General features: G+C 44.1%; 9 protein-coding genes. 3 read left to right on the top strand and 6 right to left on the bottom strand.

Translation table 11 applies throughout. The features are described from left to right. Positions 1-60: 60 nt before the first annotated feature. The 4 genes from pflA to treP form a co-directional block, all read right to left on the bottom strand. Positions 61-870: a pyruvate formate-lyase-activating protein gene (pflA, locus tag K1I94_RS00380; protein ID WP_002899778.1), complete on the bottom strand. Its 810-nt coding sequence runs from the start codon at positions 868-870 to the stop codon at positions 61-63. A gap of 222 nt (positions 871-1,092) precedes the next feature. Next, positions 1,093-3,342, bottom strand: coding sequence for an endonuclease/exonuclease/phosphatase family protein (locus tag K1I94_RS00375; protein ID WP_002905906.1), 2,250 nt, complete (start codon positions 3,340-3,342; stop codon positions 1,093-1,095). Positions 3,343-3,529: 187 nt separating this feature from the next. Beyond that, positions 3,530-5,161: an alpha,alpha-phosphotrehalase gene (gene treC, locus K1I94_RS00370; protein ID WP_223314067.1), complete on the bottom strand. Its 1,632-nt coding sequence runs from the start codon at positions 5,159-5,161 to the stop codon at positions 3,530-3,532. Positions 5,162-5,233: 72 nt separating this feature from the next. Further along, the gene (gene treP / locus K1I94_RS00365) at positions 5,234-7,279 is read right to left on the bottom strand and encodes a PTS system trehalose-specific EIIBC component (RefSeq protein ID WP_223314066.1); all 2,046 of its coding nucleotides are present in this window, start codon (positions 7,277-7,279) and stop codon (positions 5,234-5,236) included. Between the two features lie 187 nt (positions 7,280-7,466). On the opposite strand from treP, the gene treR reads away from it, so the two are divergent. Then, positions 7,467-8,180 (top strand): trehalose operon repressor, encoded by a 714-nt coding sequence (gene treR, locus K1I94_RS00360; protein ID WP_317627917.1) that lies wholly within the window; start codon positions 7,467-7,469, stop codon positions 8,178-8,180. 364 nt (positions 8,181-8,544) lie between these two features. Here treR and K1I94_RS00355 read toward each other — a convergent pair whose 3' ends face one another. Together K1I94_RS00355 and K1I94_RS00350 are read right to left on the bottom strand one after the other, a co-directional pair. Then, entirely contained in the window at positions 8,545-9,885 is a 1,341-nt protein-coding gene (locus tag K1I94_RS00355) for a hemolysin family protein (protein ID WP_223314064.1), read from the bottom strand. A 151-nt stretch (positions 9,886-10,036) separates the two neighbouring features. Further along, entirely contained in the window at positions 10,037-11,161 is a 1,125-nt protein-coding gene (locus K1I94_RS00350; protein ID WP_002897049.1) for an AI-2E family transporter, read from the bottom strand. Positions 11,162-11,235: 74 nt separating this feature from the next. On the opposite strand from K1I94_RS00350, the gene K1I94_RS00345 reads away from it, so the two are divergent. Both K1I94_RS00345 and K1I94_RS00340 read left to right on the top strand, forming a co-directional pair. After that, complete coding sequence (locus K1I94_RS00345) at positions 11,236-12,030, top strand: ABC transporter ATP-binding protein (protein WP_125382876.1); 795 nt, start codon at positions 11,236-11,238, stop codon at positions 12,028-12,030. After that, positions 12,027-13,589 carry a beta-carotene 15,15'-monooxygenase gene (locus tag K1I94_RS00340; protein ID WP_223314063.1) on the top strand — a complete coding sequence of 521 codons (1,563 nt, stop codon included), beginning with the start codon at positions 12,027-12,029 and terminating at the stop codon, positions 13,587-13,589. Before K1I94_RS00345 ends, K1I94_RS00340 begins: the two co-directional genes overlap by 4 nt. Positions 13,590-13,672: the final 83 nt, after the last annotated feature.

Raw genomic sequence — 13,672 nt, 5'->3', positions numbered from 1 at the left:
TTTTCTTAAGAAAAATGGACTGGTCAACCCACCAGCCCATTAATTCATACTCATAATAGATTAGCTATTATGCACCCGATTCATATACTCTGTATAAGATTCAGTCTGCATGAGTTCCTTGGCATTCTTGATCCGATCAGCTGTCGGAGGCTTAACCCCTTCCAGCTTGTAAGGGATGCCCAGCTCCCGCCATTTGAATTCTCCCATGGTATGGTAAGGTAGAATTTCAAACTTATCTACATTCTTCAGCGTCTTTACAAATTTACCTAGCTCAATCAGGTCATCATCACGGTCGGTCAATCCTGGCACCAAGACATGGCGAATCCAGACTGGCTTTCCAATGTCAGATAGGTACTTGGCACAGGCCAAGATATTCTTGTTGGTCTGGCTGGTCACTATTTTGTGTTGTTCTTCATTAATTTCCTTGATATCTAGCAGGACAAGGTCGGTGACTGCCATAAGCTTGTCAAATTTTTTCAGGTAGCGGGGCGTATTTCTAAAAGGTAGGGCACAGGTATCCAATGTACAGTGAATGCCCAGCTCCTTAGCCTTGGTAAAGAAGGCGATCAGAAAATCAATCTGCAGCAAGGCTTCTCCTCCGCTGACGGTGATGCCGCCTTTATTGCCCCAGAAGCCCTTATAACGGAGAGCTTCTTGCAAGACATCGTCCACGGTCCGCAGCTGAGATTTGTTGGTCTCCATCTCCCAAGTATCCGGATTATGGCAGTACTGGCAGCGCATGTGGCATCCCTGCAAAAAAACAATAAAACGGATACCCGGTCCATCAACAGCTCCAAAACTTTCGGTGGAGTGGACCATGCCCGTTACCTTTCCATAATCAACTGCTTCTTCAATTTTCTCTTCAACCATCGCGCAACCTCTTAACTCTGAAAACGTTTTATAACTAACTACATTATAACATGATTAAAGCAAAAATAAACTTAATTTGCCTATTTTTTAGAAAACAAACTGTTTTTCAGTTTCATTTTCAGTGTTTTACAACAGATAAAAATTTTGAGCGAAAGCAGTAGGCAAAAAAATCAGGGCAAAATCTTTATTCCACCCTGATTTCACTTTTTAAATTGATTTTAGTTAATTTCTGCTTCTCTTTTTGAGAGTAAAAGCAAACATTAGCAAGGCCAATCCCAAAACTGCCCAGCCACTGTTATTTTGACCGGTCTGCGGGAGCCCCTTCTTCTTGCTGCTAGCTGTCTGACCTTGTCCAGTTTGATTGGACGATGGAGGATTGGTCTGAGAAGGAACTCCTTGCTCTGCTGCTACAGAAGATTGTCCAGTTGACTGAGACGGCTGGGAACTGTCAGATGTTGAAGCTGCTACATCCTTAGAAAAGTCCAGCTGCACCACTACTGGATCATGGTCTGAAGCTCTGCCATGTTCCTCCATGAAAGAGGCATTGATATGGACAGGTGCAAAGACCGCCTTGCCTGCCAGGTTCTTCGAAATGAAAATATTGTCCAAGCTTTGGTTGCTGCCGCGGTAGAAGTAGGAATAACGGTCAGCCGCATCATGCTCCTGCATGAGATTAATCAGTTCATTGCCCGCCAGTGCTTTAGCTGTTTCGGAAAATTCAAAATCATTGAAATCTCCAGTCAGTACAAACTTAAGGTTAGGATTTTGTCTCAGCCCTTCTTGAACAAAGCTATTTAAAATTTTAGCCTGCTCTATCCGAGCAGCCTGCGTATGCTGAACTGCTGGCTGAGCGGAGCCATAAACGGCATCATCCCCAATCTTGGACTTCAAATGATTGGCGATAACAACGATATGCTGTCCCTTGAATTCAAACTCAGCTGCCAAGGATTTACGAACCTTAGTAAAGGCTGGATTTGTTGGAGCAATCCGGGCAGGATTCTTAACCAAATGGCCACCAGAGAAGCTAGCTGCTTCGTCACTCGTACCAGCTTCTTTTTCGACTAACTTCACCCGATTTGGATCGTAGAGAAAGGCCACGCGGATATTAGAGCCAGGCTTGCCTCCATCTTGACCGTCAAGTGGGGCAACTTCGGTGTACTTATAAGTTTTTCCGCCCAGTTCTTTGATGCGGGCCGCTAGTTTTTCACCACTTTTGACACCGCTGGTCGTTCCGTCATTGACACTGCCATTCTCATCTTGAACCTCAATGAGCGTAATGATATCTGGACTATGGATTTCATTGATAAAGGAATTAGCGATTCTAGTCACTTTTTCCTCAGGCGTTTCACCTTTTTTAGCATTAGCAGAAAAATTCTCGATATTGTAGGAAGCAATAGTCAGCTTGTCCTCGCTTGGATAGATAGGAGAGACCTGTCTCTGCAAGCCACCGTCCACCAAATCAGGCAGCTGAGTCGGCTCCAACTTGTAAATCTTCCCACGATAGGTCACAACACCGACCACATCACCATTGAAATAATCCTTGGCCTTGGCAATAAATTTATTGCCAACATAGACTGGAATGGTTGCGGTATTTTGGGCGTTTGGACGAAGATTGAGACCTCCGATATTGTTTAATGGCAAGGCTTGGTAGCCTTCAGGTAAGAGATAAATGTCTCCACGGTACTGCGGGCCTAAAACGCGGGGCATCTTCACCGTCGTCAACATTCCTTCCAAACTTTCCCAGTAGTCCAACGCTTCACTTTGAGGCTGATAGTTATTAATATCGTTATCGACCGTATCCTGAGGCATATTAGCCACGATGTCTACTGGAGCAGGTAAGTCAGCTTTCCCTTCCTTGATCACCTTGGAAGCGACAAGCATGGTGACTGTCAAGCTATCACTGGGCTTGTTGAAAGTTTGCCCCTGACGAACGCTGAGCTCTTCCATATAGCCTTCTTTGACACGACCTTCAAGACTAAGTTTGTCTCCAACATCGACTTTTTCTTTAGAAACAACATAAAGGGCATCAGAAGTCCTGCTATTTCCATCAGGAGTCACGTCTTGAACATAAAAACCATAGCGGTCTGTTTTCGTCACAACTACATTGGAAACTTGAACTTCTTTGTCCTCATAGGGAGAGGCTTGTGATTCTCCCTGAATGGTTCCCACATTGGGCACAGCTTCTGGTCCGCTAGCCGCAGCTTGTGCTGCAGCAGGGGCTTGGTCTGCCTTTTCCACTGTCTCTGTAGAAGCTGGCCTTGACTCTCCCGATTCTACAGATGGACCCTCCGCTTGACTGGCAACCGACTCATCGCTTATAGTTGGATTCTCTGTAAGAGCTGCCGCATCTGAAGTCGACGAACTTACTGCTTCTTCTGCTCCGACCGGTTGGACAGAAAAAAGCAGGAATAAAAAAGCAACTAGCAAGACCACTGTGGGAAAGAGCTGCTTGTACGAAACTTGTTTTTTCATGAACTTCTCCTTTTCTGTATAAATGTATATTATCCTATTTAATTTTTATTATAAAGAAAAGAATCAAATTTTGCAAAGGCTTTCTTAAAATTCTGTATTATTTTCTCTCGCTTCAGACAAATACTTGTCTAGGCTGGCCCAACAAATAAAAAAGAATCTGGAATTTTTTCCAGATTCTTTCGAGACTTTAGTTTTCACCTATTAAGATTGCCAAGGTTTCGTATGGCTGCAGGGTCAGCACATGGTCAACCTGATTCTTGCCGTAGTTGGATAGGAGAACCTGACCATTTTGATAATCCGGCAGGATGTCCACGGTAATTGGGTCAGCATAGAAGTTGTTAAGGACTAAAAGCTTTTGTCCTTGCCACTCCCGCTCAAAGGCATAGACCTGAGGACTGTCCTCATAAGCTGGCTGATAGCTGCCCTCTGCGATGATAGGTAGTCCCTTACGCAGGGCAATCAATTTCTGATAAAAGGTAAAGATTGGTCCCTTGATTTCATTTTCTACATTGATAAGAGGATAGGATTTGCACGCCTTAAGCCATGGAGTTCCTGTTGTAAAACCTGCATTGGCTGAATCATCCCACTGCATAGGCGTTCGAGAATTATCACGAGATTTAGCCTTGATGATCCTGAAGGCTGCTTCTGGCGATTGACCTTCAGCAAGCAGACTCTGGTAAGCATTGAGAGACTCGACATCCACATAATCTTCCATGGAGTCATAGTCAGGATCCACCATGCCAATCTCCTCACCCATGTAGATATAAGGCGTCCCGCGAGACAGATGAATACTGGCTGCCAACATGGTCGCTCCTTCATTGCGGAAATTCTCTACATCGACGAAGCGGTTGAGAGCTCGCGGCTGATCATGGTTGTTCCAAAAGAGAGCTGACCAGCCATCATGATTGCTCATTTCCTTCCCCCAAGTGTGGAAGAGGCGTTTTAACTCTTCAAAGTCAAAAGCCTTAAGCGTCCATTTCTGTCCAGCTTCATAGTCCACCTTGAGATGATGGAAATTAAAAGCCATGGATAGCTCCTGCCGGTCTGGAGCGGTGTAAAGGATACAGTTTTCAATCGTCGTAGCACTCATTTCACCAACCGTCATAAAGGAATCGTCCTGCCCAAAGGTTGCTTCGTTCATCATACGCAGATAGTCATGGACGATTGGCTTATCAGTATAGGCAGGCTTGCCCTCCTGCTCTGGACAGTCCGTCAGCACTTCATCTTTACCGATCACATTGATGACATCAAAGCGGAAGCCTTTGACGCCCTTGTCCCGCCAAAAATTCACCACCTTGAAGAGTTCTTGACGAACATTGGGATTGCGCCAGTTAAGATCAGCTTGAGTGACATCATAGAGATGCAGATAATATTTGCCCGTATCGCCAAATGGCGCCCAGGCACTTCCACCAAACTTGGACAGCCAGTCCGTCGGCTCATCCCGCAGGATAAAGAAGTCCTGATAGTAGGAATCCCCCGCCAGCGCCTTTTGAAACCACTCATGCTCAATTGAGCAGTGGTTAAGAACCATATCCAGCATAAAGTCAATACCATGCTGCTGGCCAACCTTGACCATCTCTTCAAAATCCGCCATATCTCCAAAGATAGGATCAACCGCAGTATAGTCAGAAATATCATAACCGTTGTCCCTCTGTGGACTCGGATAGAATGGATTGAGCCAGATCATATCCACTCCCAGCTCTTTCAGGTAAGGAAGTTTTTCAATAATCCCGCGAAAATCTCCCAAACCATTGCCAGTCGTGTCTTTAAAAGATTTTGGATAAATTTGGTAGACAACCTTTGTTTTATCAAGTGTCATATTTTCTCCTTTTTTGAGAAAAGGGACAGATTTTAAAGCACCGTCCCTTTCTATAAGTCATTTCATTTTTCTTTAAAGTGGATTAGCTGCCATCAACTGACTTCCTCGCTCAACTGCCTGAGGAAGTTGTTCAAGCACCTCCACCTCGTACTTGTCTGAGTTCGTAATGATGACTGGTGTTTCTGTTACATAGCCTGCTTTCTTGATCATGTCTATATCAAAGGAAATGAGTTTGTCGCCAACCTTGACCTTATCTCCTTGAGATACATAACCTTCAAAGCCTTTGCCCTCCAGATTGACAGTGTCCATTCCGATATGCATCAGGATTTCAACACCTTCATCTGACAAGATGCCGATGGCATGCTTGGTTGGGAAGAAGACTGTTACTCTACCATTGACTGGTGAAACCAACTCACCTTGGCTAGGAACAATGACAACTCCACGCCCCATCAAACCTTGTGCAAAGACAGGATCTGTTGCTTGACTCAATTCTTTGACTTCTCCTGCCAGCGGACTAGTAATCGTTACAGGAGCTGATGAATCAGCTGCTTTCACCTCTGGAGATGACTCGGCTTTGGATGGCCCGGCAAATTCAGCCTCTTCCTGAGTTGCAAACTCTGCCTGCAATTCTGGATCTTCCTCTGTCTTCGTCAAGAAGCCTGTCTTGTGGAAAAAGAAAGTCAGGAACATTGGTACAAGGATTGCTACAAGCATAACTAGAAGGAAAGGAAGCCAATAGTTTGCTTGAATAGAAAGGATAGCTGGTAAGCCTCCGACACCAATACCAGTTGCTGTAACATTAAAGCTAAGGGACAAGACTCCAGCAATAGACGAACCAATCATTCCCGCCACAAATGGATAAACGTACTTGACATTGACCCCGAAGAGAGCTGGCTCAGTAACTCCAAGGTAAGCAGAAATGGTTGCTGGAAGCGAAATTTGTGCTTCTCTTTCATCACGACGATGCATGAGGTAGTAGGCAAATACAGCCGAACCTTGAGCAATATTAGACAGAGCAATCATGGGCCAAAGAGCTGTTCCGCCATAATCATTGGCTAACTGTGTATCAATGGCATTGGTCATATGGTGAAGACCTGTAATCACAAACGGAGCATAAAGGGCACCAAATACTGCACCAAACAACCATTTGAATGAACCTGTCAAACCAATAAATACAAACTTAGACATGCCTTGTCCAACCCACCAGCCAAAAGGTCCTAAAACCGTGTGGGCCAAAATCAGAGCTGGAAGCAGAGAAAGCAAAGGAACAAAAATCATAGAAATCACTTCTGGAATCCGTTTACGCCAGAAAATTTCTAAGTAAGAGAGAGACAGACCAGACAAGAGAGCCGGAATGACCTGACCTTGGTAACCATATTTGTGAAACTCAAGTATCCCAAAATACCAAGTGTAGTCTTTAGCAATCACAGCTTTAGAGGTATTGGCTACATCATAAGCATTCAGCAAATGTGGAGAAACCAAACAAATCCCTAAGACAATCCCAAGAATCTGACTGGTTCCCATCTTACGGGAGATAGACCAAGTAATACCCACTGGTAAGAAGTGGAAGACTGCTTGTGCCGGCAACCAAAGAAAGTCGTTGACATTGCTCCAAAATTTAGATACATCAACAATTGTATTATAAACCGGCTGTCCATTTTTTACTTGTGCAACTCCGTCAACAATCTTTCTACCCAAAGCTTCAATATGCACGCCCTCAAGGACATTTCGGAAGCCAAGGATTAACCCTCCGACAATCAAGGCTGGAATCAAGGGTGTAAAAATTTCCGCCAGAGTGGCCATAACCCGCTGAAGGGGATTTTGCTTGCTCTTGGCAGCAGACTTGGCTGCTTCTTTTGATACTCCCTCAATACCTGATACAGCAGTGAAGTCATTGTAAAAGATTGGCACATCATTTCCAATGATGACTTGGAATTGCCCAGCATTTGTAAAAGTTCCCTTGACCACTGGGATTGCCTCAATGGCCTTGACATTGGCCTTTTTATCATCGCCAAGTACAAATCGCATCCGCGTTGCGCAATGGCTAACTGCTGTGACATTCTCTTTGCCGCCGATTGCATCTAGCAGATCTTTGGCTTCCTTCTCAAATTTTCCCATTTGACTACTGGCTGAATGAGAATCCAGCACTCTCCTTATATTTTTTACGAGTTAGTTTTTCAACACATCTCTACAAATAATTGTAATCGATTTCAAAGATGTAGGCAAGTTGTTTGTTGAAAAAAGCCCTCATTTTTGATAAAATTTTCTAGGTTGTATGCGAAAAAGAAAACAAGTGGAGTTTATAATGAAGAAATATAAACAATTGTTCAAACAGATTGAGAAAGATATTTTAGACGAGCGTTATGCTGTCGGAGATTTCTTGCCTAGCGAACATCAGCTAACAGACGACTACCAGGTTAGCCGCGACACAGTCCGCAAGGCTCTGGCCATGTTGCAGGAAGAAGGATTGATTGAAAAAGTCCGAGGACAAGGTTCCAAAGTCATCAAGCATGAACAGTTTGACTTTCCGGTGTCTAAGCTGACCAGCTATCAAGAAGTAGTCAAACAGAATAATATGCAGTCCAAAACCAATGTTGTCAGCTTGGAAAAGATTACCGTAGATCAGAAACTATCCGACATCACTGGATTCCCTCCCTACCGACTGGTTTGGCGAATCGTCCGTCAGCGCGTTGTAGACCAAGTCGCCTCTGTCTTAGATATTGACTATTTAGACAAGGGCATCGTCCCTGACTTGACAAGGGAAATCGCTGAGCAGTCCATTTATGCCTATTTGGAAAATGACTTGATGCTCAACATCGCCTATGCCAAGAAAGAATTTACCATTGATCACGCCAATGACCGAGACAAAATTCTCATGGACCTAGGCAAGGACCAGCAAGTCGTCTCTGTCAAGTCTCAGGTCTATCTGGCAGACGGCCGCCAGTTTCAATATACTGAGAGCCGGCACAAGCTAGACAAATTTCGCTTTGTGGATTTCGCTAAGCGTCAGAAAGAGTAGCCTTCTTCTTTCCATATCACAAAACCACCTCTGCCTTCCAGCTGGCAGAGGTGATTTCTTTTATGAGTAGTCTAAGGCTGCTTTGTTTTGGAGCGACAAAGAGCCTCAAAATTTCTTTTTACTTGTTTTAGGAGATTTATATGAAAAAATTAGTTAAGGGCTTCTGCTGCTTTTTAAACGTTACTGATTCTTATTACTTCCTTTCTTACTTTTGCGCCTGTGAGAATGTCAATACTTGCTTATCATATAGGGTAACTTTAGATGTCATTGGACTGTCCTCATTTCTATTTTGATGCTATTAGTATAATCCCAGAAACTTAAGACAGACTTATAAAAAACTTGAAGGAAACTTAAAAGGCTGAGTTTATTTCTCAGCCTTTTCTGCTTCTTCAACAATTTCTGAAATTTCAACCTTAACCTTCGTAACACGGCCATTTTTAACCTTGTCATTGGTCAAAATGAGTAGCTTATTCTGACTTTCGACTTCGTAACTAATGCGTTCTTTCGGGTCTGGAATAGTCCCCACACAAGTCAAGTAATAACCAGCTATCGTATCCACATCATCGCTTTCGATTTCGACTTCAAAGTATTCATTAAAGTCATTGAGGGTCATAGTTCCTAAGACAATGTAGGTGTTCTCACCGATTTCATGGACCTCGATTTCAGCCTTGTCTGTCTCATCGTCGATCTCACCGACAATCTCCTCCAAGAGGTCTTCCAGTGTAACCAGACCAGCCATTCCGCCATACTCATCCAAGAGAATCGCCATTTGATTTTGCGTATTGCGCAGCTCCTTGAGCAAATCATCAACAAACATGGTTTCAGGTACAAAGAGTGGCTCCTGCAAAATCTTGCGCAGAACGATATTATCAAAACCATTGACGAATCCTTCATTAAGCAATCGCTTGGTATGAATCAGACCAATGACATTGTCCTTATCTCCATCATAAACGGGAATCCGCGAGAAGCTCTGTTTGAGAATGCTTTCGATGATTTCCTTGGTGTCATCCTGAATGTCTACCATAAAGGCATCCGTCCGCGGCACCATCAGTTCACGCGCCATCAGCTCATCCAGAGAGAAAATCCCTTGCAGCATCTCAATCTCATCTGCATCCAAGGTCTCCTCGCTATTGGTCAGCATATATTCAATCTCATCCCGAGTCATCTTTTCGTCTGCATCATCAAACTTCATCGGGGTTATCCGACTCAGCAGATTGGTAGACGCTGACAGCAACCAAACGAAGGGGCTGACAATCTTGCCAAGAAAGATAATGACTGGTGCAGCCCGCACAGCTAGATTGTCTTTCAGGTTCATGGCAATGCGCTTAGGATAAAGCTCACCTAAAACAATAGAAATATAGGTCAATAAGACCAAAGCCAAGAAAGTTCCGATAGCACGTGCGGTTTCGGAATTTCCCATCCAAGAAGAGAACAGTTTTCCCAGATTATCCGCAAAGCTGGCCCCAGACAGGATATTGATAACTGTAATCCCAACCTGAATGGTTGATAAGAAATTATTAGGGCTTTCTAAGACCGCCAAGAGACGACTATATTTGAGGTCGCCCTCTTCAGCCTTTTGCTCCACACGCGCCCGATTGAGCGATACCATTGCCATCTCAGCAGCTGAGAAAAAGGCATTTAACAAAGTCAATATAAACAGTAGTAAGGCTTGCCATAACATATTCTGACTGCCAGGGTCTTCCATTGATTCTTTCTCCTCGAAAAGTATAGGTAAATCTGATTATATCATATTTTTAAATTTAGTGCACAGGAAATGAAAATAAGACGGAAAGCCTTCCTTCCGTCTTATTTTCTGATATCGAGACTCTGGGATTAATCGATTCCCAAACTCATCCTTATTTATTAATAATCCCAAACTCTTCGTTCTTCTTCTGCTGCTGGGCTTCCTTGTGATTGTCATAGAGATTTGCTAGGAACTTAGCAATTTCTTTGAGAATAGAATAGGTCGGGATTGCCACAATCATCCCCAGCACACCATAGATATTGCTGGATAAGAGCAGGAGCACCATGATGGTAATAGGATGAACCTTCATCACACCACCAACGATACGGGGATAGAGGATATTGCCATCTACCTGCTGGATAATCAGCATGTAAATCAAGGCTGCCACCATCTTCTGAGGATCCGTAAATGCATAAGTGATGACCATGGGAATCAAGCCGATACTCGGTCCCACATAGGGAATCAGATTAGCCAGACTAGAGAAAATAGCAAAGACCAAAGCGTACTTGAGCCCAATCACGCTATAGCCAATATAGGCCAGAGCACCTATAATCAGGGCATCGATTGAAATCCCGCTGATATAGCGGGCAACAGTAGCATTGAGATTGGTCAGCAAGCTGGAGATATTGAGCTTATCTCGCTTGAGGACTGTCCGCTCCAGCATGGGCAAAAGCTTATGGCCGTCCATGAGGAAGTAAACCAAGAAAATCGGCGTCATAATCAAAATCATCAGCGTGTTGACAACTGCTGACAGAACGCTGCCCAGACTGTTGGTTACACTGTTGAGAATATTCTGCAGAATATCCACATAAGACAGATTGAGCTGCTGAATGGTGGACTGGATATTCAGATTACGAAAGAGCGGATTTTTAGATAATTGATTAACAAAACTTTGAATTTCCCAATAAAGACCTTGCGTTGAATTAATCAAGCTGCTCAACTGATTAATCAAAATCGGCAAGAGGTAAATAACGCCCAAAGCAATCAAGCCAAACAAAAGGCTGAGCGTAATCAGAATCCCAATCATTCGGTTGATTTTGAGCTTTTCCTGGAGAAATTTCACCAGCGGATTCGTAATATAGTAAAGAAATCCTCCTACAAGAAAGGGAATCAAGATTGTATTCACAACGCTAACAATCGGGGTTATCATATCCCCCATTTGGCGCCAGATAAAGAAAATAATCGTTAGCAAAAGGACCTCACTGGTCCAAAACATCAGCTTACTTTTATGAAACATTTGACTCCTCCTATCAGTTATTTTACCATAAATTTTGTTATAATAAAGGGGATTTAACGAAAGAAAGAGTAAAAATGGAAAAGATTATCGAACTGGAAAATGTAAGCTTGGCTAAACAAGGACGAACCATCTTAAAAGATCTCAACTGGCAAGTGAAAAAGGGAGAACATTGGGCCATCCTCGGTCTCAACGGTTCTGGAAAGTCTACTCTTCTGCGCTTGCTCATGGCTGAGCATTGGAAGACTCAGGGCAAGGTAACGGTTCTGGGTACGGAATTTGGCGCCGGCGACATTCCTCAGCTGCGAACTAGGATTGGAGTAGTTGGCTCCTTCATTGCTGAGCGTCTGCCCAGCCGCCTCACATCTGAAGAAATCGTCCTGACAGGCAAGTATAAAAGCAGTATTCTCTACGCTCCTTACGGGCAAACTGAGCTAAACCAAGCTAGGGAAATGCTGGCTTCCATTGGCGGGCAAGAATTGATTGGCCGAAGCTACATCAGTCTGTCTCAAGGGGAAAAGCAGCTCTTGTTGATTGCCCGCAGTCTCATGGAAAAGCCGGAATTGCTTATCTTAGACGAAGCGACCAGCGGTCTGGATCTCTTTGCCCGCGAGCGCCTGCTGGATCAGATTGGTAAGATTACGCAGATGGACCAGGCTCCAACTATCCTCTATGTCACCCACCATGTAGAGGAAATCACTGCTGCTATGGATCATGTCCTGCTCCTAAAAGAAGGTGAAATCATAGCCCAAGGTCCTAAAGAAGACATTTTTCAAAAAGAGGTCATGGATCGATTTTATCCCCAGCCAGTCGAGCTGATTGAGCTGGGAGAAGATCGCTATTTCGTCAAGGTGGAGGTCAGGTCCTCATGAAGCAATTTTCTAATACCATCTTCAACCTGGGCTACTTCCTGATTCTGACCATGACTGCGATTGCCTTGCTTTTCCTGTCTGGGCAGATTCTGCTGTCCCACACTTACATCCCTTTGAGGATTGCTGAGGGGGTCCAATTCGTCAGTAATCCTTGGTATTTCTACCCTATACTCTTACTCTTTCTCCTCAGCCTCTTTTTAATCCGGCCCCTGTTGGAAAAGGTTCAGACCAAGCATCTTTTTTGGATTTTGTCCCTCATCTTTATAGTAGCAGCGATTTTTCTGATAACGGCCTACGATGGCCGCATCCGAGCTGACGCCAAGCATGTTTTCAATGCAGCGTTGGCCTTTAATCGAGGAGATTACAGCTCGCTGACAACCATCGGAAGCTACATGTACCGCAATCCTCATCAGCTAGGACTGATGACTCTGGAGCGACTTTATGCTTTTATTTCTCCAACGACTCAGTTTGCCTTTAGCATGAATGTCGTCTGGACTTTACTCAGTCATTTCTTGATTTACAAGATTACTGCCCTGCTCAATGCCAGAGAAATGATTCAGAAATACACGATTGTGCTGACCTTTCTCTTTCTACCACAACTCTTTTTCATCCTCTTTGTCTACGGTACCATTCCCGGGCTCTTCTTCTGTCTGCTCAGTCTCTATGCTTTTATCAAGCTGGATCAGAAAGGAAACCTGCTCTATGCCTTGCTGGGAGCCGCTAGCATCAGTCTGGCCTGTCTCCTGCGCAACAACTACATCATCTTTGCCATCATGCTGATTGGAGTCTGCTTCCTGTCCATCTTTTATAAATGGTCTTGGAAGAAACCCTTAGCCATCATCCTGATTTTAGCCGGTATCGTCCTTTCAAACAAGGGTCTGACGGCCTACTATGAGCAGCTGATTGGGGGCAAGATTGGTGTCGGTACCCCAAAAATCGCCTACATCACTATGGGCCTGCGGGATGATCCCAATCGGCAGAGTCTGGGAGGCTGGTACGATGCCTACAATACCAAGATTCTCAAGCGTAACAAGTACGATGAAAAATTGGCTACAGAAATGGCTACTCGGGATTTGAAGGATATTTTGATTCACTTCAGCAAGCATCCTGCTTATGCGCTGAAATTCTTCTACGAAAAGGTCAAGTCGACCTGGACTGAGCCAACTTTTCAGTCTATTTGGACTGGACCTCAGATTGAGCGCCAGCAATACATGAAACCAACTATCCTACGCAGCATTTATGAGGAAAGAAAAGGTTATCAGATTGTTAATTTCCTGCTCTTAACCCTGCTAGCCAGCATCTATCTGCTCTCCTGTTTCTTTATCCTGCATAAATTTTTCGTTGCCGAGGAAAAGCTGACGCCTTTTGACCTCTATCCCTTCATCTTTCTATTGGGGGGCGGCCTCTTCCACTTCTTCTGGGAAACCAAGAGCCAGTATGTCTATATCTATGTCCTCCTTCTCATCCCTTCCGCCGCTCAATCCTTAGTCGACCTGAGCGATTGGTGGAAGAACAAAGGAAAAGGGAAATCAACAGACCAGCTTGAGAAAAACCTATAAAACTTGAACACTTGACAAGAATTCCTTATAATTTTATAGGATTGTTAAGTGACACAAAGTTGAATTTGTAATTAAAATTTTTT

Origin of the sequence: Streptococcus sanguinis (genome assembly GCF_019929145.1) — a bacterium.
Lineage (GTDB): Bacteria > Bacillota > Bacilli > Lactobacillales > Streptococcaceae > Streptococcus > Streptococcus sanguinis_U.
This window is presented reverse-complemented; position numbering and strand designations above follow the sequence as displayed.

Bases quoted from the DNA above. Each gene is read 5' to 3' on its own strand.
- pflA (WP_002899778.1), bottom strand. From the start codon at position 870: ATGGTTGAAGAGAAAATTGAAGAAGCAGTTGATTATGGAAAGGTAACG.
- K1I94_RS00375 (WP_002905906.1), bottom strand. From the start codon at position 3,342: ATGAAAAAACAAGTTTCGTACAAGCAGCTCTTTCCCACAGTGGTCTTG.
- treC (WP_223314067.1), bottom strand. From the start codon at position 5,161: ATGACACTTGATAAAACAAAGGTTGTCTACCAAATTTATCCAAAATCT.
- treP (WP_223314066.1), bottom strand. From the start codon at position 7,279: ATGGGAAAATTTGAGAAGGAAGCCAAAGATCTGCTAGATGCAATCGGC.
- treR (WP_317627917.1), top strand. From the start codon at position 7,467: ATGAAGAAATATAAACAATTGTTCAAACAGATTGAGAAAGATATTTTA.
- K1I94_RS00355 (WP_223314064.1), bottom strand. From the start codon at position 9,885: ATGGAAGACCCTGGCAGTCAGAATATGTTATGGCAAGCCTTACTACTG.
- K1I94_RS00350 (WP_002897049.1), bottom strand. From the start codon at position 11,161: ATGTTTCATAAAAGTAAGCTGATGTTTTGGACCAGTGAGGTCCTTTTG.
- K1I94_RS00345 (WP_125382876.1), top strand. From the start codon at position 11,236: ATGGAAAAGATTATCGAACTGGAAAATGTAAGCTTGGCTAAACAAGGA.
- K1I94_RS00340 (WP_223314063.1), top strand. From the start codon at position 12,027: ATGAAGCAATTTTCTAATACCATCTTCAACCTGGGCTACTTCCTGATT.